This is a genomic window from Billgrantia zhangzhouensis, from assembly GCF_021404465.1.
Classification (GTDB): Bacteria; Pseudomonadota; Gammaproteobacteria; order Pseudomonadales; family Halomonadaceae; genus Halomonas; species Halomonas zhangzhouensis.
In genome coordinates this window covers 314335-335181 of the sequence record NZ_JABFTT010000003.1, presented here as the reverse complement: position 1 = coordinate 335181, position 20847 = coordinate 314335, and the positions used below count along the sequence as shown (strand labels likewise).

The 20847-nt window shown below is 64.7% G+C and carries 15 protein-coding genes and 1 pseudogene; 7 read left to right on the top strand and 9 right to left on the bottom strand.

All coding sequences use genetic code 11. From position 1 onward, the window contains the following. Window positions 1-340 precede the first annotated feature (340 nt). The 3 genes and pseudogenes from katE to HOP51_RS05225 all read right to left on the bottom strand — a co-directional run. A pseudogene (gene katE / locus HOP51_RS05235) lies at window positions 341-2497 on the bottom strand (catalase HPII); the annotation flags it as partial. A 280-nt stretch (window positions 2498-2777) separates the two neighbouring features. Continuing rightward, window positions 2778-3023 (bottom strand): GlsB/YeaQ/YmgE family stress response membrane protein, encoded by a 246-nt coding sequence (locus HOP51_RS05230; protein ID WP_234272905.1) that lies wholly within the window; start codon window positions 3021-3023, stop codon window positions 2778-2780. Window positions 3024-3109: 86 nt separating this feature from the next. Beyond that, window positions 3110-3664 (bottom strand): DUF924 family protein, encoded by a 555-nt coding sequence (locus HOP51_RS05225; protein ID WP_234272904.1) that lies wholly within the window; start codon window positions 3662-3664, stop codon window positions 3110-3112. Between the two features lie 81 nt (window positions 3665-3745). Here HOP51_RS05225 and HOP51_RS05220 point away from each other — a divergent pair, with 81 nt between their 5' ends. The 6 genes from HOP51_RS05220 to HOP51_RS05195 all read left to right on the top strand — a co-directional run bounded on the left by HOP51_RS05220 (window position 3746) and on the right by HOP51_RS05195 (window position 9245). Continuing rightward, entirely contained in the window at window positions 3746-3937 is a 192-nt protein-coding gene (locus HOP51_RS05220) for a hypothetical protein (protein ID WP_234272903.1), read from the top strand. A 97-nt stretch (window positions 3938-4034) separates the two neighbouring features. After that, on the top strand, window positions 4035-5039 hold the full coding sequence (locus HOP51_RS05215; protein ID WP_234272902.1) for a GlxA family transcriptional regulator: 1005 nt from the start codon (window positions 4035-4037) through the stop codon (window positions 5037-5039). 23 nt (window positions 5040-5062) lie between these two features. After that, a complete protein-coding gene (locus HOP51_RS05210) occupies window positions 5063-6241 on the top strand; it encodes an MFS transporter (protein WP_234272901.1) in 1179 nt (392 codons plus the stop codon). Window positions 6242-6267: 26 nt separating this feature from the next. Continuing rightward, entirely contained in the window at window positions 6268-7659 is a 1392-nt protein-coding gene (locus HOP51_RS05205) for a YcjX family GTP-binding protein (RefSeq protein WP_234272900.1), read from the top strand. Next, window positions 7656-8702 (top strand): YcjF family protein, encoded by a 1047-nt coding sequence (locus HOP51_RS05200; protein ID WP_234272899.1) that lies wholly within the window; start codon window positions 7656-7658, stop codon window positions 8700-8702. The genes HOP51_RS05205 and HOP51_RS05200 overlap by 4 nt, the downstream gene beginning before the upstream one ends. Window positions 8703-8804: 102 nt before the next feature. Further along, window positions 8805-9245: a universal stress protein gene (locus HOP51_RS05195; protein ID WP_234272898.1), complete on the top strand. Its 441-nt coding sequence runs from the start codon at window positions 8805-8807 to the stop codon at window positions 9243-9245. Between the two features lie 166 nt (window positions 9246-9411). Here the strand turns inward: HOP51_RS05195 and HOP51_RS05190 are convergent, their stop codons facing one another. Next, window positions 9412-10209 carry a Cof-type HAD-IIB family hydrolase gene (locus HOP51_RS05190; RefSeq protein ID WP_234272897.1) on the bottom strand — a complete coding sequence of 266 codons (798 nt, stop codon included), beginning with the start codon at window positions 10207-10209 and terminating at the stop codon, window positions 9412-9414. Window positions 10210-10397: 188 nt separating this feature from the next. Between HOP51_RS05190 and HOP51_RS05185 the strand changes: the two genes are divergently transcribed. Beyond that, complete coding sequence (locus HOP51_RS05185) at window positions 10398-12338, top strand: exoribonuclease II (RefSeq protein ID WP_234272896.1); 1941 nt, start codon at window positions 10398-10400, stop codon at window positions 12336-12338. Window positions 12339-12573: 235 nt separating this feature from the next. Here HOP51_RS05185 and sucD read toward each other — a convergent pair whose 3' ends face one another. The 5 genes from sucD to HOP51_RS05160 all read right to left on the bottom strand — a co-directional run bounded on the left by sucD (window position 12574) and on the right by HOP51_RS05160 (window position 20680). Beyond that, a complete protein-coding gene (gene sucD / locus HOP51_RS05180) occupies window positions 12574-13446 on the bottom strand; it encodes a succinate--CoA ligase subunit alpha (protein ID WP_234272895.1) in 873 nt (290 codons plus the stop codon). Next, a complete protein-coding gene (gene sucC / locus HOP51_RS05175; RefSeq protein ID WP_234272894.1) occupies window positions 13446-14612 on the bottom strand; it encodes an ADP-forming succinate--CoA ligase subunit beta in 1167 nt (388 codons plus the stop codon). Before sucC ends, sucD begins: the two co-directional genes overlap by 1 nt. Before the next feature lie 157 nt (window positions 14613-14769). Then, entirely contained in the window at window positions 14770-16209 is a 1440-nt protein-coding gene (gene lpdA / locus HOP51_RS05170) for a dihydrolipoyl dehydrogenase (RefSeq protein WP_234272893.1), read from the bottom strand. Between the two features lie 52 nt (window positions 16210-16261). Then, window positions 16262-17809, bottom strand: a complete 1548-nt coding sequence (gene odhB, locus HOP51_RS05165) for a 2-oxoglutarate dehydrogenase complex dihydrolipoyllysine-residue succinyltransferase (protein ID WP_234272892.1) — start codon at window positions 17807-17809, stop codon at window positions 16262-16264. Window positions 17810-17851: 42 nt separating this feature from the next. Next, window positions 17852-20680, bottom strand: a complete 2829-nt coding sequence (locus HOP51_RS05160; RefSeq protein WP_234272891.1) for a 2-oxoglutarate dehydrogenase E1 component — start codon at window positions 20678-20680, stop codon at window positions 17852-17854. Window positions 20681-20847 lie beyond the last annotated feature (167 nt).

The following is a 20847-nucleotide window of genomic DNA, read 5'->3' as shown; positions in this document are numbered from 1 at the left end:
GCGCTGGAAGTGCTAAACAAATCGCCGAGCGAGATGAAGCGGCTAGGTTCGTTCCCGACGAACCAACGCACTTCCCACATCCCTGTAGGTCGCAAGGCGCACGGAGCACAGAACCGAGCGAAGCGACAAACATCCGCAGGATGGCTCCGGAGGAGCGAGAAACCGAAGGTTTCGAGTCAACCGGAGCATATGGGGTATATGTGAGGATCCGACGGTCCGACGCTTCGGCACCGCGCACAAATTCGTCGGGAACGAATTTGAACAGCCTTTAGGCTGGCCCGCAGGGTAGCCGCCAGGGATGGCGGCTATAGCGCAGTGATTCGCTCGCGCAGGCATTTGATTATGCGGGCATATCGTTTGCCTTGCTATCGCGAGCCCAAACCCGATGCTGCGCCATGGCATCGCGCAGCGGCGTGAAGACGTCATCCACCTTGGCACCGGTCAACACGCCTTCCTCCCCGGTGGGCACGTCCGCTGCATCCAGCAGCATCTTGCCCTCACCCACGGCTGCGATCGCCTTGAGGTGCTTGTAGGCCTCCTGCACGTAGTAACGTCCCTGCCCCGACTGGGCCAACGCGGTCACGCTGTCGCTGCCGCCGGGCACGACCACCGCATCCACCGCCACCGAGGGCATGCCGTTGAGCATGGCATCGGGCGTCACGCTCTTGCCGCCAGCCGCCGTTACCGGTGCCATGCTCGGCGCGATCACCATTCCTTGGGCGCCTTCGGCCTCGAGCTTCTTCTTGAGCGCCTCGACCTGATCGCCATCGACCCCGTCAGCCACCAGGATCGCTACCTTGCGATACTGGATGTTGCCTGGCAGCCGCGCCATCAGGCTCAAGGCGGGAGACTCCAGTTGCGAACTCGTGCCCAGCTCCTCGGCGGGCGCAGGCTTCTGGCTCGGCGCCTCGATGCCGTGATTCTCGCCGACCCGGCGTGCCAGCTCGAGATCAATGTTGGGCAGAATCTCCTTGATCACTCGCTCGCGGATCCAGGGGCGCTGCACCTTCGAGAGTTCGAAGGTGTAGGCGGCGATGATGTGCTCCTTCTCGACCTCGGTCTGGCTGTTCCAGAACAGCGTGGCCTGGGAGTAGTGGTCGCCGAACGAAGGGCTGCGGGCGCGAATCTTGCGCGCATCGATACGCTCCTGATAAGACTCGAAGCCACCGTGCTCCGGCCCTGGCGGAGTCTCGCTGGGCCAGCCGCCGTCGATGGAGTTGGGCTCGTAGGAGGCCTGCCCCTTGTTGATGGTCTGGCGGTGCATCGAGTCGCGCTGGTTGTTGTGGAATGGGCACACCGGCTGGTTGATCGGGATCTCGTGGAAGTTGGGCCCGCCCAGGCGCAACATCTGGGTATCGAGGTAGGAGAACAGCCGCCCCTGCAGCAATGGATCGTTGCTGAAGTCGATGCCCGGCACGATATGCGCGGGGTTGAAAGCGACCTGCTCGGTCTCGGCGAAGTAGTTGTCGGGATTGCGGTTGAGCACCATCTTGCCGATCGGTATGACCGGCACCAGCTCTTCGGGGATGAGCTTGGTCGGGTCGAGCAGGTCGAAATCGAACTTGTGCTCGTCCTCCTCCTCGACCACCTGGATGCCGAACTCGTACTCCAGGAAGTCGCCGTTCTCGATGTCTTCCCACATCATGCGCCGGTTGAAGTCCGGATCGCGGCCCCATAGCTTCTGTGCCTCGTCCCAGATCAGCGAGCAGGTACCGGCCAACGGCTTCCAGTGAAACTTCACGAAGCGCGCCTTGCCCTGCCTGTCGATCAGGCGGAAGGTATGCACGCCGAAGCCTTCCATGTTGCGGTAATGGCGCGGGAAGGCGCGGTCGGACATGGTCCACAGCACCATGTGGGTCGACTCCGGCATCAGCGAGACGAAATCCCAGAAGGTGTCGTGGGCCGATTGCCCTTGGGGGATCTCGTTGTGCGGCTCGGGCTTCACCGCATGGACGAAGTCGGGGAACTTGATCGCATCTTGAATGAAGAACACCGGCATATTGTTGGCCACTAGGTCCCAGTTTCCTTCGTCGGTATAGAACTTGGTGGCGAAGCCGCGCACGTCGCGCACGGTGTCGTTGGAGCCGCGCGCCCCTTGGACGGTGGAGAAACGCACGAATACCGGCGTCTTCTTGCCGGAGTCCTGGAACAGTCCGGCCTTGGAGTACTGGGCGGCGTTGTCGTAGGGCTGGAAGTAGCCGTGCGCTGCCGCGCCGCGCGCATGCACGATGCGCTCGGGGATGCGTTCGTTGTCGAAGTGGTTGAGCTTCTCGCGAAAGATGAAGTCTTCGAGCAGTGTCGGCCCCCGCTCGCCCGCCTTCAATGAATTATGATTGTCGGCGATGCGCGCGCCGTGGTTGGTGCGCAGATCGTGCCCCGTGGCATCGCTGCGGTACTTCTCCAGATGTTCCGCCTTGCTGTGCTCGGTGGTCTTGAAATCGGTATCGTTGGGTTTGCCGCTGTTGGGCGTGGTGTGGGGGTTGTTCGCCATGCTCGGCTCCTTCTGTGCGGTGTCGTTCCATCCTTACCCTGCGTAGACGAACTCCGCCTCCGGCCTTGCAGCCCGACGGATGCTTTTTTTGCGGTCACGCTTCACAAGGTAGTCCTGCCCCACCCGGCCGCCAATCAGCGCAGACTATCAATACAAAAGGAAACATTTATCGACAGTAGGTGAGCTACACCTTCTAGGTTACGTTCGGAGAGCTTCACCGCTCCATACGGCACGAACGAATCGGCCCGGGCAACTGCCCGGGCCGATTCGTCTCACGCCAACGAGGCTACGCCTGTCGAATCTTGGAGATGATCCACAGTAGCACCACCGCACCGACAGTAGCCGTGACCAGCGAGCCGATGAATCCGCCGGCCTGGAGCCCCAGCAGGCGGAACAGGAAACCGCCGATCACTGCCCCCACGATGCCCACGCCGATGTTTGGCAGAATGCCGAAGCCGCCGCCGCGCATGATGTTACCGGCAATCCAGCCTGCCAGCCCGCCAATGATCAGCCAGGCAATGAGTCCTCCCATAGCGTTTCTCCTCTCCTTTTGGCTCGATCCTGTCACCAGGAAGTTGCTTCATGGTGCCTCATGGCGCCCATGCAAGAAAGCGTAGCTCAGAATGACGAGCCGGGCTGCGCGAGAAACTCCCGCTCCTCGCGGCTCGACTCACGGCCAAGGATAGCGTTGCGGTGAGGATAGCGCCCGAAGCGCAACAGGATGTCGCGATGAAGGTGCTCGTAGCGCAGGTTGTCCTCGAGCCCGGGCTGGTCGAACAGGCGCAGCGCCTCGTCGTGAATCGCGAGCGACTCACTGTGCATGTAGGGCATGTAGAGGAAGCGGCACCAGCCGATCTCCAACTCGCGGTCATAGCCCTGCGCCACGGCTTCCTGGGCCAGCACCAGCGCCATGGCGTCCTGAGCAAAGGCCCGTGGATCGTCGCGGTAGAGATTGCGCGAGAACTGGTCGAGCACCAGAATCTCGGCCAGCCGCCCCTGTGGCGTAGCGCGCCATTGCCACAGCTCCCCCGCCGCAGCTGCATCGTGCAGCGCACCGAAGCGTTCGCGGATCACCCCATCAAGTTCGATATCCTTGCGAAACCACTGGGCGGGCTCAAGTTCGTCAAACCAGAAGGCAACCACCTCATCTCGTTCGGGCAACTTCCCGTTCATGTCATGTCCTCGTCGTTTACGCTCCTGATAGCATGGACTTGGGTTGCGAATTTTTCACTCTTGGTTGCCACGGGAGACGCCATGACGCCCATGCTCGGCATGTTCACCTTCGTCTTCAACCTCGTCGGGCTGGTCATCTGCCTGGCCGGCCTGACGCTTGCCCAACGCCGGGCGAAGCACCAGCAAGAGCGCTGGCCGGGCTATGCCCTGGCCGGGTTCGGTTTCCTCGTTGCCACCACGCCGATCTGGGCCCAATGGCTGTTGGCTGGATGAAGCGACCGAAGAAATGTCCTGATCGGTGGGGTATCGGTCATTGCGGACATCTCGTGTTCGGTGGAGACTGACATGACAGCTCATTGCAGGGGGCGTCATGTCACGCACCGTCGTCATCCTCGCCTATCCGGACTGCCAGTTGCTGGATGTCAGCGGTCCATGGCAGGTCTTCGCCTCGGCCAACGATCTCAGCGGCAGTTGCCTCTATCGCTTGCACCTAGCCGCCGATGCGCGGGGCAGCGTAGCGACCAATAGCGGCCTGCCGCTGCTGGCCGACACGGCTTGGCGTGACATATCGGCGCTTGGCCCGGTGGATACGCTGCTCGTCGCTGGAGGACGTGGTGTCACGTTCCAGCGCCAGCGTGCGGAGCTTCTCGCAGCCCTGCACGACCAGGCCGGCCAGGTTCGTCGCTTGGGCTCGATCTGCACCGGCGCTTTCCTGCTCGCCGCGGCCGGCCTGCTGGATGAACGCCAAGCCACCACCCACTGGCGACACTGCGCCCAGTTGGCCAGCGACTATCCCAGGGTTCGCGTGGTGCCGGATGCGCTCTACGTCGAGTCAGGCGGGCATTTCACCAGTGCCGGGGTCACTGCTGGCATCGACCTGGCCCTGTCGCTACTCGAAGCAGACCACGGCAGTGCCCTGGCCGGCCAGGTCGCCCGCGAGCTGGTGCTGTTCCTGCGTCGTCCCGGGGGACAATCCCAGTTCAGTGAAGTGCTGCGCAGCCAGAACCGCGCCCAGGGTGCGCTGCGAAAACTGCTCGACCGGATCCACGCCGACCCTGCCGCGCCGCACCGGGTGGAAACGCTGGCCGATTCGCTCGGCGTCACGCCGCGCCACCTTTCGCGACTGTTTCGCCAGCAGCTTGCGACGACTCCCAGTGCCTACCTGACCCGCCTGCGCCTGGAGCAGGCCCGCCAGGCACTGCTGGCCAGCGAGCGCCCGCCGCCGCTGGAGCGCCTGGCACGGCAGTGGCAACTGGGCGGCGCCGAGCAGCTGAGGCGTCTGTTCCAGCGCCATTACGGCGTTTCCCCCACACTGTACTACCAGCGCTTCGGCCCCAAGGGCCAGGTTTCCACTCCCTCTCACCTTGACCGTTAGAGGCCGATACCCCGGAGGTCGCCATGCCTTTCAACGTCATGCTGCTGTCGCTGTGCCAGGCGCTGCTGGTGAGCGGCAACATCCTGCTGATCGCGGTCTCGCCGCTGATCGGCGCGCGCCTCGCTCCCGATCCGGCCTGGTCCACGGCACCGGTCGCCACCCAGTGGCTGGGGCTGATGTGCGCCACCATTCCCGCTTCACTGATCATGGCGCGCCTGGGGCGCAAGCGCGGCTTCCTGCTGGGCAACCTGCTGGGGCTCGCCGGCGTGGTCGTGGCTGCCCAGGCACTGGCCAGCGAGGCCTTCTCGCTGTTCATGCTGGGCACCTGGCTGATCGGCATCGGCATCGGGTTCGGCCAGCTGTATCGCTTCGCCGCGGTGGAAGCAGCGCCGCTGGCGCTGCGTGACCGCGCCATCGGTCTGGTCATGGGCGGCGGCGTGCTGGCCGCCTTCTTCGGCCCTTGGCTGGCCCGCATCAGTCGCGAAGCGGCCGTCACACCCTTTCTCGGCAGCTTCCTCGGCCTGGGAGCGCTCTACCTGGTGGCCCTGCTGGTGCTGCTGGCCACCCGGCTGCCGCCACCCGGGAAGACCCATGGCGACGGCCAGCCGCGACCGCTCGGTGAGATCGTGCGCCAGCCGGTGTTCGTGGTGGCAGTGCTCTCGGCACTGATCGGCTATGGCGTGATGAACCTGGCGATGACCGCTACCCCACTGGCGATGTCCAACGCCGGCCACCACTTCGACCATGTCGCCACCACGATCCAGTGGCACGTGCTAGCCATGTTCCTGCCCTCGTTCGCCACCGGCCACCTGACAGCGCGTTTCGGCGCACCACGCATGATCGCCGCAGGCTGCGTGCTGCTGGCGGCCAGCGGCCTGGCCGCCCAGATAGAGGCTGGCGTGGCGGGCTTTCATTTCGCTCTGATTCTGCTCGGGCTGGGCTGGAACTTCACCTTCCTGCCCGCCACTGGACTGCTCACCGAGGCCTACCGTCCGGCGGAGAAGGCCCGCACCCAGGCCGCCAACGAGTTCCTGGTTTTCTCCACCGTCGCCATCACCGCCCTGCTGGCCGGCCCGCTGGTCAACCTGCTCGGCTGGATGCTGCTCAACGCTCTGCTGGTGCCGCTGTCGTTGGTGCCCATTGCGCTATTGGCTTGGCAGCGTCTTGCCAGACGCCGCCAAGACCCTCACATTAGCGGCTGACACTGCTGTGAAGGGATTCCTCGCCGATGCGCCAGTCGCTCACCCGGGAGCTGACCAACCTGATCGAACGCGGCCGCGACCGCCAATTGCGCCTGGCGGTCACCGGGCTCTCTCGTTCGGGCAAGACCGCCTTTCTCACCTCGCTGGTCAACCAGCTGCGCCATGCTGGCCTCGAGGCCCGGCTCGACCTGATGCCGGCGGCCCGACAGGGCCGTCTGCTAGGCGCCCGCCGGGTCAGCCAACCCGACCTGGGTGTACCGCGATTTCCCTACGACCAGGCAATGGCGTCGCTCGATAGCGAACCGCCACGCTGGCCGGAGCCCACCCGCGGCATCAGCGAACTGCGCCTGTCGATCCGCTACCGCCCGGCCAAGCGCGCATTGCTGCGCGGCGAGACCGCCGAGCTAAGCCTCGACCTGTTCGACTACCCCGGCGAGTGGCTGCTCGACCTGCCATTGCTGGGCCACGACTACCTGAGCTGGAGTCGCGCCATGCTGGCCGGCGCCGGTGAGCAACGGCGTGCCCTGCTGGCCGAATGGGAAGGTGTCGCCGCCAAGCTCGACCCGGCCGCCGAGGCCAATGAGGCCGAACTTGCCGACGTCGCCGCGCTCTATGCCAGGAGTCTGCAAGCTGCCCGCGAGGCGGGCTTCGCCAACCTGCAACCGGGTCGCTTCCTGCTACCCGGAGATCTGGAAGGCGCCCCGGTACTGCAGTTTTTCCCGCTGCCGGCGCTGGCGGAGACCGACGAAGCGGCCCTGGCCAAACTGCCGCCGGAGAGCGTCTATGCCACCCTGGCGGCCCGCTTTCGCCACTATCAGCAACACATCGTGCGGCCTTTCTACCGCGACCACTTCCGCCGCTTCGACCGTCAGATCGTGCTGGTCGATGTGCTCGGCGCTCTCAATGCCGGCCCGGAGCGCTTCGAGGATCTCTCCCAGGCACTGGCCACGCTGATGCAGAGCTTCGATTACGGCAAGCGCAGCCTGCTCTCGCGGTTGTTTTCACCGCGCATCGACAAGCTGGCAATCGCAGCGACCAAGGCCGACCACGTCACCCCGGAGCAGCACGTCAACCTGACCGCGCTGCTCGAGGCCCTGCTGGCCGAGCCGCTGCAGGACCTACGCTACGCCAACGTGCCAGTGAAAGCACTGTCGCTGGCGGCGATACGTGCCACCGAAGCCCACGAGGTGAACCACAAGAACGAGCGCAGTCCAGCACTACGCGGCACGACCCTGGAGGGTGAAGAAGTTCTGGTATTTCCCGGCGAGGTGCCCGCCAGGCTGCCGGAAACCGATTTCTGGGCTCGACAAGGGTTCGACTTCCGCGCCTTTCGCCCTGCCCTACGGGAGGGCGGCGCTCTGCCCCACATCCGGCTCGATGCCGCCCTGGACTGGCTGATCGGAGACAAGCTGCAATGAACGACCGCCGCCACGAGCCGCGGGGCGACGACCCGCGTCCGGCTCGCCGCTTCACCTTCGACGAGCCCGAATCGACGCCACAGGGAGCGCCGCGTCCACGCCTGAATTTCGACAGCCAGTTGCCCACCCGCCCCATGGACGAAGCGCCAACGAGTCGCGCCGAGCGCGACCTGGAGACCAGCCTCGGCAAGCCGCGCAAGCGCCGTTGGGGGCTGCTCGGCCTGCTCGGCGGCGGCATCGCGCTGGGCTCGGCCGAAATGGCCATGCGTCTGCCCGAGGCCCTGCTCGGGGGCGATTGGCTCAGCGGCGGCTGGCACCTGCTGGGTCTGGGCGCCATCGCCTTGGGTGCCGGAGCGCTGCTGCGCGAGGCCTGGCGGTTGCGCCGCTTGAAGCGCCACGACAGCCTGCGCAGCCGGCTGGCTCGGCTACCCGAAGCCGATGCCGGGGAGGCGCTCGACCTGGCCCGTGTGCTCAAGCACCAGCTCGGCCTCGACGACGACCATCCCCATTGGCAAGCCTTCCTCGCTGCCCGGGAGCCACATCACGGCGGGGCGGAAGTACAGCAGTTGCTGGCGCATCATCTGCTCGCCCCGCGCGACCGCCAGGCCCGACGGCTGATCTCGCGCATGGCCGGCGAAACGGCGGTAATGGTGGCGGTGAGCCCGCTGACGCTGGTCGACATGTTCCTGATGGCGTGGCGCAACCTGGCGATGATCGACCGCATCTGTCGTCTCTACGGGCTGGAGCTGGGCTACGCCAGCCGCCTGCGCCTGCTGCGCAACGTGCTCTACAACATGGCTTTTGCCGGCGCCACCGAGATGGCCAGCGAGGCCGGCGTCGAGCTGCTCTCGCTCAACCTGGCCGGACGCCTCTCGGCACGCGCCGGACAGGGCATGGGGGTAGGCCTGCTCAGTGCCCGCCTCGGCTTGCGCACCCAGCGCCTGACCCGCCCGCTGGTGTTCGGCGAGGACGAGGCGCCGCGCATGGCGGATCTGCGCAGCGAACTCTGGCAACAGTTGAGGCGGCTGGAAAAGCAGGAATGACGCCATTGCCGAACGCGCTCTTGACCTTGGTCATGACACTCTCGGCAGGAGGCATTACGCTCAAGGAAGACGTTGGCTCAACACGCGCAGAAGGAAATCATCATGTTCAAGTCCATCCTGGTGCCCATCGACGGTTCCGAAGGGGCGAAGAAGGCGCTCGATGTCGCCTGCCAGCTGGCCAGCCAGGCCGACGCCACCCTGCACATCCTGCACGTTCCCGAGGAACTTGCCCACGAGACGACGCTGGTGTGGGGCATCGGCGCCATCGCCATCGAGGCGTCACGCCAGGAACGTGAGGACATCGGCAGGCAGGTCGTCGACAAGGCAGCCGAGGCGGCGCGCGCCCAGGGCATTACCCAGGTCGAGACGGTGATCGGCCAGGGCGATCCGGCCCGCACCATCGTCAGCGAGGCACGCCGTCGCGGCGTCGAGGCCATTGTCCTGGGCAGCCGCGGCCTGAGCGACCTGCGCGGGCTGATGGTGGGCAGCGTCTCGCACAAGGTCAGCCATGTCGCCGAGTGCACGGTGATCACCGTACGCTGATTTTCCTCCAGCCGACCGCTACCCAGGGCGCCCTCCACCCTCCCGTTCGTCGATCAGCTCGAGGGTCATGCGGTCGAGCCGCCAAGGCCCGAGGACTACCAGGCGCGACCGGGCCGGATCGGTGCGGCAAGGAACCCTAGACCGTCGTCGCAGCGTTCGATTCGACTCAGAGGGAGAACCGTTCCTGCAGGTGCCTGGCCACGGCCGTCTCGGCATGGTGGCCAATTCGCCGTGCCACGGGTACCCGCTGGGCCAGCTCGGGGTGCGCATTGGCCATCACGTGGGCCTCGCCGGCCAGACTCAGCATCTCGGTATCGTTGAGGTTGTCGCCGAAGGCCAGGCAGCGTTCGCTGTCGATCCCGAGAATAACGAGCAGCGCTTCCAGCGCCGTGCCCTTGTTGACGCCACCAGCCATGATCTCAAGTGAATTGACCGTGGAGTAAGTGACATGCAAACGTTCACCATAGCTCGCGCGCACTTCGGCCTCGAGCCCGGCCAGCCGCTCGGGCTCGCCAATGTAGAGCACCTTGCCGACTCCCTCTCCGTCGAGGCTCGTCGGTTCGACCACACGATAGCCGAATCCGGTATGGGCATGGTAGGCCAGTAGCCGTGGCTCGGGAGCATCGATCAACCACTCGTGCTCGAGGTAGAGATTGAGGCGCACGCTGCCGTGGCGCTCGAGCACGATCAGCTCACGCGCCAGCTCGGCCTCGAGATGACGTGATGCCAACAGCTCGTCGTCGGGGCCGTGCAGGTAGGCACCGTTGGTGCTGATCACGTGGATCGGCACGCCCAGCCGTTCACGAAAGGCCAGCATGTCGCGGAAGTGACGCCCGGAGGCGAAGGCCAAGTGGTGCCCCCGCTCGGCCAACTGGCGCAGGGTGTCGATGGTCTCGGAGTGCAGGTCGTGGTTGGCATCCAGCAGGGTGCCATCGAGGTCGGAGACGATCAGGTGAGGTGTCATGGCTGTCCATTGCAACGAGTCACCGCTAGAGGCTAACGCAGCCCGCACGGCTTGCCCAGCACGGCGCGCGCTCATCACGAATCACCTAATCCAAGCCTATGATTTACCGTCAGCGGCTACGTCTGCGTTTGGCGCCGGCCGCGGGAATCCGTATAGTGGCCCTCCTACACCGCCACACGTTCGTGACCATGCTGCAGAATAACCCGCTGCTCGCCCAGCTCAAGCAACAGATTCGTGAGACCACGCCCCGTGCCGAGGGCGTGATCAAGGCCACCGACAAGGGCTTCGGTTTTCTCGAAACCGATGATGGCCAGTCCTATTTCGTCCCGCCCCCCGCCATGAAGCAGGTGCTGCACGGCGACCGCGTCCAGGCCGTCATTCACGAGAATGGCGACAAGACCTCCGTCGAGCCCGACACTCTCCTCGAAGCGGGTCTTGATCGCTTCATTGCCCGGGTACAGAAGCGCGACGGGCGTCTGGCGGTGATGCCCGATCACCCGTCGATCAACAATGCGCTCAAGGCACGAATCAAGAACAGCCTGGACGAAGCGAGCATCGGCGATGGCGACTGGGTCGTGGCCAGGCTGGTGCGCCACCCGCTCAAGCCCAACGACCGCGCCTTCTTTACCCAGATCGACGAACTGGTAGCCAAGACCGACGATCCCGCCGTGCCGTGGCGGGTCACCCTGGCCCGTCATGCCCTCGAGCAGGAGTGCCCGGACGCCGGCGACGACTGGCCGCTGCGCGACGAGGGGCTCGAGCGCGAGGATCTCACCGCAGAGCCTTTCTTCACCATCGACAGCGAGAAGACCCGCGACATGGACGATGCCCTGCGCATCGCACCGCGTGAAGGCGGCGGCTGGCACCTGACAGTGGCCATTGCCGATCCCACCGCCTATGTCGAGGAAGGGCATGCCGCCGACCTGGAGGCACGCACCCGCGCCTTCACCGTCTACCTGCCGGGGCAGAACGTCACCATGCTGCCCGAGCAGCTCGCTGACGATCTTTGCTCGCTACGCGAGGGCGAAGAGCGCCCGGTGCTGGCCTGTAGTCTGGGGGTGGAGGCCGACGGCAGCCTGGGCGACTGTCGCTTCTTCGCTGCCCGTGTACGCTCCCAGGCCAAGCTAGTCTATGACCAGGTCTCGGACTGGCTGGAGGGCCAGGGCGAATGGACGCCTGATGCAAAAATCGCCGAGCAGCTCCGCGCCCTGCGCGAGATGACCGAAGCACGCGCCGCCTGGCGCGCCGAGCATGCGCTGGTGTTCAAGGATCGTCCCGATTACGTGTTCGATCTTGACCCGGCGGGCAACGTACTCGACATCCGCATCGAGGAGCGGCGCATCGCCAACCGCATGATCGAAGAGTCGATGATCGCGGCCAACGCCTGCTGCGCCCACTATCTTGCCGAACATGTCGGCCACGGCATCTTCAACGTACACCGCGCCTTCGATCCCGAAAAGGCCCAGGCCGCCCACGAGTTCCTTACCGCTCAGGAGATCGAGGTCGAACTGGAGGCGCTTTCGGAACTGCCGCGCTACAAGGAACTCAAGCGAGCCCTCGAGAACCGCGACGATGCCTGGCTCGACGCCCGCCTGCGCCGCTTCCAGGGCTTCACCAGCATGTCGGCCCGGCCCGGCCCGCACTTCGGCCTGGGCCTGACCGCCTACGCTACCTGGACCTCGCCGATCCGCAAGTACGGCGACATGGTCAACCATCGCCTGATCAAGCGCGTGCTCAAGGGTGAACAGGCTCCGGCGGAGGCGACCCAGGCACTGACCGAGCAGCTCACCGAGCGGCGCCGGCTCAACCGTCTGGCCGAACGCGACGTCAAGGATTGGCTCTACGTACGCTACCTGACGCCAGCGGCCAAGGAGCAGCAGGCCTTCGAAGCGGAGATCTTCGGTATCAGCCGCGGCGGCCTACGTGTACGCCTCGTCGCCAACGGCGCCACGGCCTTCGTGCCGGCTCCGCTGCTGCACAGCGACCGCGACAAGGTCGTCGTCGACGACAAGGAGGGACGCGTCCAGGTCGAAGGCGAGGAACGCTACAAGTTGGGCGACGTGATTCGCGTCGAGCTGATAGAAGCACGCGAGGAGACCCGCTCGCTGGTGGCGCGCCCGGCATCCTAGAGTGAATGCCAGTCGCTGCGTGACTACGATGCCCGGCCAACAGAGCCGGGCATTTTTTATCTTTCCCGCACTCTCGCTTTACGCCCGGGCGTCTCCCACCACCGACGCCTCCCTCCGAGTCCGAGCCAGTGACTCAGGACATGGAAGGCCCAGGCGAAGCGCAAGGCAGGAGCGAGCAAACTAAAAGAGGGCGCCTCGATGAGGCGCCCTCTTGTCATTGCACCGGAAGCGGTGCTTACCAGCCGGTCACGTCCTTCAATGCATCGCCGATCTCGGCCAGGGAGCGAACGGTACGCACGCCGGCATCTTCCAGCGCGGCGAACTTCTCGTCAGCAGTGCCCTTGCCGCCGGATATGATCGCACCGGCATGGCCCATGCGCTTACCCGGAGGGGCGGTGACACCGGCGATGTAGGACACCACCGGCTTGGTCACGTTGGCCTTGATGTAGGCCGCCGCCTCTTCTTCGGCGGTACCGCCGATCTCGCCGATCATGACGATCGCCTCGGTGGCGGGGTCCTTCTCGAACATCTCGAGAATGTCGATGAAGTTGGAGCCCGGGATCGGGTCGCCGCCGATGCCCACGCAGGTGGACTGGCCGAAGCCGTGGTCGGTAGTCTGCTTGACCGCTTCGTAAGTCAGGGTGCCGGAGCGCGACACGATTCCGACACGGCCCGGCTTGTGGATATGGCCCGGCATGATACCGATCTTGCACTCGCCCGGAGTGATCACGCCGGGGCAGTTCGGGCCGATCAGGCGCACGCCCAGCTCGTCGCACTTGACCTTGACGTCGAGCATGTCCAGGGTCGGAATACCTTCGGTGATGCACACGATCAGCTTGATACCGGCATTGGCGGCCTCGAGGATCGAGTCCTTGCAGAACGGTGCCGGCACATAGATCACCGAGGCCTCGGCGCCGGTCTGCTCCACGGCTTCCTTGACGGTGTTGAACACCGGCAGGCCAAGGTGGGTCTGGCCGCCCTTGCCCGGGGTGACGCCGCCGACCATCTGGGTGCCGTAGGCGATCGCCTGCTCGGAGTGGAAGGTCCCCTGCCCGCCGGTGAAGCCCTGGCAGATGACCTTGGTGTTCTTGTCGATCAGGATGCTCATTACTTGCCCTCCGCTGCCTTGACGACCTGCTGAGCCGCATCGGTGAGGCTCGTGGCAGCGATGATGTTCAGACCGCTGGAAGCCAGCTTCTCGGCACCCAGCTCGGCGTTGTTACCCTCGAGACGCACCACCACCGGCACGTTGACGCCAACCTGCTCGACGGCACCGATGATGCCTTCGGCGATCATGTCGCAACGCACGATACCGCCGAAGATGTTGACCAGCACCGCCTTGACGTTGGTGTCGGAGAGGATCAGCTTGAACGCCTCTGCCACGCGCTCCTTGGTGGCGCCGCCGCCGACGTCAAGGAAGTTGGCCGGCTTGCCGCCATTGAGGTTGACGATGTCCATGGTGCCCATCGCCAGACCGGCGCCATTGACCATGCAGCCGATGTTGCCGTCGAGGGCGACGTAGTTGAGGTCCCATTCGGCGGCTTCGGCTTCGCGCTCGTCTTCCTGGGACGGATCGCGCATCGCCTGCAGGTCCGGGTGGCGATACAGCGCGTTGCTGTCCAGGTTGATCTTGGCGTCGAGGCAGTGCAGGTTGCCTTCGTCGGTGATCACCAGCGGGTTGATCTCGAGCAGCGCCAGGTCCTTCTCATGGAACAGACGCGACAGACCCAGGAAGATCTTGGTGAACTGCTTGACCTGATCGTCTTTCAGGCCCAGGGCGAAGGCCAGCTCACGCGCCTGGTACGGCTGAGCGCCGACCAGCGGGTCGATCTGGGCCTTGAGGATCTTCTCGGGGGTTTCCTCGGCGACCTTCTCGATCTCGACGCCGCCCTCGGTGGAGGCCATGAACACAACGCGACGAGTGGTGCGGTCGACCACGGCGCCCAGGTAGAGCTCGCTGGCGATGTCGGTGCAGTTCTCGACCAGGATCTTGGCGACCGGCTGACCGTTGGCATCGGTCTGATAGGTCACCAGATTCTTGCCCAGCCACTGCTCGGCGAAGGCCTTGGCTTCTTCCGGGCTCTTGATCAGCTTGACACCGCCGGCCTTGCCGCGGCCACCGGCGTGAACCTGGGCCTTGACCACCCACATGTCACCGCCGATCTTCTTGCAGGCTTCCGCCGCTTCCTCGGGGGTATCGACTGCGAAGCCCTTGGATACCGGCAGACCATAATCAGCAAACAGCTGCTTGCCTTGATACTCGTGAAGGTTCATCGATTCATGCCATTGGTTGCATGTGACTCGAATGGCAACCGCGAAACACCGCCTGCGACGGTCGATGCCGGGTTACCCCCGTTCGCCCCCGGTACATGGCCGGGCACGACGCGCCATCCCCCTGGATGGCGCTTGTTGTTGCGTTGACGCGAACCGCTTACTTGCGCTTCTTGCGGTTGGCCATGTGAATGGCATGGCCGTCCACCGCCAGCGCTGCCTCGTGGATCGCTTCGGAGGTGCTCGGGTGCGCGTAGCAGGTCAGGGCCAGGTCTTCGGCACTGGAGCCGAACTCCATCGCTATCACGCCTTGGGCGATCAGCTCGCCAGCATGCTGGCTGACGATATGCATGCCCAGGATACGGTCGGTCTCGGCATCGGCGATGATCTTGGCCATGCCTTCCGGTGCATTGTTGGCCAGTGCCCGGCCGTTGGCCGAAAACGGGAAGGACCCGGTCTTGACCTCGATGCCCTTGGCCTTGGCGTCCTGCTCTGTCATGCCCACCCAAGCCACTTCAGGCGAGGTGTAGATCACGCTGGGAATAGCGTCGTAGTTCATCTCCGCCTTGTGACCGGCAATGATGTCGGCCACCATCACGCCCTCTTCGGAGGCCTTGTGGGCCAACATCGGGCCGCGCACGCAGTCGCCAATGGCGTAAATGCCTGGCACGCTGGTACGGCACTGGTCGTCGACATGAATGAAGCCACGCTCGTCGAGGCCTACGCCGACGCTCTCATCGACCACACCCTTGGTATACGGGCGGCGACCGACGCAGACGATCAGCTTGTCGAAGGTGAGTTCCTGCTCGCCGTCGTTGTCGCTGTACTTGACCGCGACTTCATTACCCTTGACCTCGGAGCCGGTGACACGGGCGCCCAGACGGATGTCTAGACCTTGCTTCTTGAGCAGCTTCTGGGTCTCCTTGGCGATGGCGGTGTCGACCATCGGCAGGAAGGTGTCCATGGCCTCGAGCACGACCACCTCCGAGCCCAGGCGGCTCCACACGCTGCCCAGCTCCAGGCCGATGACGCCGGCACCGATCACACCCAGGCGCTTGGGCACTTCGGTGAACTCCAACGCGCCGGTGGAAGTGACGACGATGTCCTCGTGCAGCGGGGTCGGCGGAATCTCCACCGGTACCGAGCCTGCGGCGATGACGATGTTGTCGGCTTCATAGGTGGTCTTGCCACCATCGTGGTCGGTCACTTCGACCTGCTTGGCGCCGGTCACCTTGCCGGTACCGTCGATGGCCGTCACACCATTGGCCTTGAACAGCGCGCTGATGCCGCCCACGTTCTTGGCGATGACGGAGTTCTTGAACTCCAGCATCTTGGCCACGTTGGCCTTGGGGGCTTCCAGATCGATGCCGATCTCGGCGAAGTGATCCCGCGCCTCGACGAACTTGTGGGATGTCTCGAGCAACGCCTTGGACGGGATGCAGCCCACGTTCAGGCAGGTGCCGCCGTGAACGGTCTTGCCTTCCTTGTTGACCCACTTCTCGACGCAGGCGGTCTTCAGTCCCAGTTGGGCGGCACGGATGGCGGCCACGTAGCCCCCGGGGCCCGCGCCGATGACGATCACATCAAATTTGTCGGCCATTTGCTTCTTCCTGTTGATCGGTTCGCGTTTGAGTCCGTTGCTTCGAGCGCCATCAGATATCCAGCAGCAGGCGCGCCGGATCCTCGAGCAGCTCCTTGATGGTCACCAGGAACTGCACCGCATCCTTGCCGTCGATCATACGGTGGTCGTATGACAGGGCCAGGTACATCATCGGACGGATCTCGACCTTGCCGTTGACGGCCATCGGGCGCTCCTGGATCTTGTGCATGCCCAGGATGGCGGTCTGCGGCGGATTGAGGATTGGCGTGGACATCAGCGAGCCGAAGATGCCACCATTGGTGATGGTAAAGGTACCGCCCTGCATCTCCTCGATGCCGAGCTTGCCGTCACGCGCACGCTTGCCGAAGTCGACGATACCCTTCTCGACGTCGGCGATCTTCATGCTGTCGGTATCACGCAGCACCGGCACTACCAGGCCGCGGTCGGTGGACACCGCCACACCGATGTCCTGGTAGCCGTGATAGACGATGTCGGTGCCGTCGATGGAAGCATTGACGTCGGGGAAGCGCTTGAGCGCCTCGGAGGCAGCCTTGACGAAGAAGCCCATGAAACCGAGCTTGACGTCGTGGGCCTTCTGGAAGGTGTCCTTGTACTGCGCGCGCAGATCCATCACCGCGCCCATGTCCACCTCGTTGTAAGTGGTGAGCATGGCAGCAGTCTGCTGAGCCTGGACCAGACGCTTGGCGATGGTCTGACGCAGGCGGCTCATCGGCACGCGCTTCTCGGGACGCTCGCCCTCGAAGGCCGGTGCCGCGGCAGCCTGCTTCGGCGCGGCGGCCGGAGCCGCGTTCTTCTTGGCCGTACCGGCCTGCACGGCACGCTGCACGTCCTCCTTGAGGATGCGGCCGCCCTTACCGGTGCCTTCGATCTTGTTGACGTCGAGATCGTGCTCGGCAACCAGCTTGCGCGCCGCCGGAGCCAGGATCTTGTCGCCGATCTTCTCATCACCGGAGCCATCGTCGGCGGATGCCGCTGGGGTTTCGTCTGCAGCCGTAGCGGCACCGCTCGCGCCTTCGGTGAAGATCGCCAGCACTGCCTCGGATGCGACTTGGCTGCCCTCTTCCGCCTTGATCTCGGCGATGGCGCCATCGGCTGGTGCCACGACTTCGAGCACCACCTTGTCGGTTTCGATATCGGCCAGCACCTCGTCGCGCTTGACCGTCTCGCCGACCTTCTTGTGCCAGGTCGCCACGGTGCCTTCCTGGATCGACTCGGGGAAGGTCGGCGCCTTCACCTCGTGCTTCTGGCCACCAGCGGCAGGCGCAGCCTTGGCTTCGCTCTTGGCCTTGGCGTCAGCCTTCTCGCTGGCTTTCTCGCTTTGCTGCTCGCCGCCCTTGGCGCTGCCCGCACCGATCCGGCCCAGTACCTGCTCGGATTGCACGATGTCGCCCTCTTCGACCAGCACCTCGGACAGCGTGCCGGCTTCCGGCGCCACCACCTCGAGCACCACCTTGTCCGTTTCGATCTCGACGATCAGCTCATCGCGCTCGACGCTATCCCCCGGCTTCTTGTGCCAGGCGGCCACGCTGCCTTCGGCAACGGATTCCGGAAAGGTGGGCGCTTTGATCTCGGTAGCCATGTCGTTTCCCTTGTATGTTCTCTCTCGTCCCGGTGGGTCGCCTCAAAGATTGAAGGCGTCTTCCACCAGCTGGCGCTGCTGTTCGGTATGCACGGACATGTAGCCCGCCGCGGGTGCTGCCGATGCCGGGCGACCGGCGAACTTGAGCTCGCCGCCCAAGCCGTTCTTGAGCATGTCGACCACCGCCCGCATGTGGTGCTGGCTCGAATACCAGGCGCCTTGGTTGAGCGGCTCCTCCTGACACCACACCACGCTCTCGAGGTTGGCGTAGTCCTTGAGCGTCTCGAGCAGTTCCTCCTTGGGGAAGGGATAGAGCTGCTCGATGCGCACGATGGCCGTGTCGTCACGCTCGTTCTCGGCGCGCCATGCCGCCAAATCGTAGTAGACCTTGCCGGCACACATGACGACGCGCTTGACGCGCTGGGCGTCGAGGTTGCCCTGATCCGGCAACACCATGTGGAAGTGGCCGTTGGCCAGATCGTCGAGGCTGGAGATGGCCTCCTTGTGGCGCAGCAGGCTCTTGGGCGACATCACGATCAGCGGCTTGCGCAGCGGGCGGATCACCTGGCGACGCAGCAGATGGAAAATCTGCGCCGGAGTCGTCGGCACACACACCTGCATGTTGTGCTCGGCGCACAGCTGCAAGAAGCGCTCGAGGCGCGCGGAGGAGTGCTCAGGCCCCTGCCCTTCGTAGCCGTGGGGCAACAGCATGGTCAGGCCACACAACCGGCCCCACTTGGTCTCACCGGAAGAGATGAACTGGTCGACCACCACCTGGGCACCGTTGAAGAAGTCGCCGAACTGCGCCTCCCAGATTACCAGGTCGTTGGGAGCCGTGGTGGCGTAGCCGTACTCGAACGCCAGCACCGCCTCCTCGGAGAGGAAGGAATCGTGGATAGTGAAGCGCGGCTGGCCGTCGGCCAGATGCTGCAGCGGTACGTAGGTGCTGCCATCCTTCTGGTTGTGCACCACGGCATGGCGGTGGGAGAAGGTGCCACGGCCCACGTCCTGCCCGGTGATGCGCACCGGATGGCCCTCGTCGAGCAAGGTGGCGTAAGCCAGGGTCTCGGCAAAGCCCCAATTCAGGGCCAGGCCGCCAGCCTGCATCTTGCGACGGTCCTCGTAGATCTTGGCCACCTGGCGCTGCATCTCTACGCCGTCGGGCACCTTGCACATCCTGGCGGCAAGCCGCTGCAGGCGCTTCATCTCGACCCCGGTATCGGCGTAGCCGCTCCACTCGTGGCCGAGGTAAGGCTTCCAGTCGACGAACAGCGAGGTGTTGGGCTCCTGCACCAGGGCGTTGGCCACGTGGTTGCCGGCCAACAGATCCTCGCGATAGGTCTCGGTCATCGCCAGGGCCTCCTCCTCGGTCACCACCCCCTGCTCGACCAGACGCTGGGCATAGAGGGAACGTGAGGAGGGATGATCTTTGATCTTGCGATACATCAGCGGCTGGGTGCCGGACGGCTCGTCGGCCTCGTTGTGGCCGCGGCGACGGTAGCAGACCAGATCGATGACCACGTCCTTGCGGAACTGCTGACGGTAGTCCAGCGCCACCTGGGTGGCATGCAGCACGGCATCCGGGTCGTCGCCGTTGACGTGGAAAATCGGCGCCTGGACCATCTTGGCGATATCGGTGCAGTACTCGGTGGAGCGTGTGTCCTGCGGGTGCGAGGTGGTGAAGCCGACCTGGTTGTTGATGACGATGTGCAGCGTGCCGCCAGTCTTGTAGGCACGGGTCTGGGACATCTGGAAGGTCTCCATCACCACGCCCTGCCCAGCGAAAGCGGCGTCGCCATGCACGTTGATCGGCAACACCTTGACGCCGTCGTAGTCGTCGCGGCGATCCTGGCGGGCACGCACCGAACCCTCGACCACCGGCGAAACGATCTCCAGGTGGGAGGGGTTGAAGGCCAGCGCCAGATGAACCTCGCCGCCCGGCGTCATCACGTTGGAGCTGAAGCCCTGGTGATACTTGACGTCGCCCGAGCCGCGCTCGATCAGCTTCTTGCCGTCGAACTCGTCGATCAGTTCGGAAGGGTTCTTGCCGAGGATGTTGACCAGCAGGTTGAGACGGCCGCGGTGGGCCATGCCGATGACGACTTCCTTGACCCCATAGCCGCCGGCACGCTGAATCAGTTCATCCATCATGGGGATGAACGACTCGCCGCCCTCGAGGCCGAAACGCTTGGTGCCCGGATACTTGGAGGCCAGGTAATTCTCCAGGCCCTCTGCGGCAGTCAGGCGCTCCAGTAGGTGCTTGCGTACGTCGTCGCTGTACTTCGGTGCCGAGCGAACCGACTCGAAGCGCTGCTGTAGCCAGCGTTTCTCCTCGGTATCGACGATGTGCATGATCTCGCAGCCGATGGAGCGACAGTAGGTCTGCTCCAGAGCGTCGACGATCTCGCGTAGCGGAGCCTTGTCCATCCCCAGGAAGAAAGAGCCGGTCTGGAATTCGGTATCCAGATCGGCCGAGGTAAGCTGGTGGAAGGAGAGGTCGAGGTCGGGAACGGGAGTCTGGCTGCGCAGCTTGAGCGGATCGATGTCGGCCTTCTGATGGCCCCTGAAGCGGTAGGCGTTGATCAGCTGCAACACCTTGACCTGCTTCTTGCTCTCACCGCTGTCGGCTGCAACGGCGGTGGCCCGGCGCGCACGTGCCAGTTGCTGGAACTGATCACGGACGGGACTGAGGGGAACATCGTGGGAGGAGGCGCCATCGACGCTGGGCAGTTGGTCGAAGTAGGTCCGCCACTCGTCGGGCACGGAACCTGGGTCGGCGAGGTATTGCTCGTAGAGCGCTTCCACATAGTGAACGTTGCTGCCGCTCACGTGGGAGCTGTTCCACATCAACTCCATTATGCCTTGTTGCATCTCTCGGTCACCCTACACTGATGGGGTGTTGTCGGCGCCGTCGCGGGCCAGCCGCGACGGCTTGGCTGGTGCCCTGCCGGTAGGGCGTCTTTACTTCCCGGCGGCTCCAGCCGCTAGGCTGGAATCCTTGCAATCCATGCTCAAGAGCCGGTACCTCGGGCACCGGC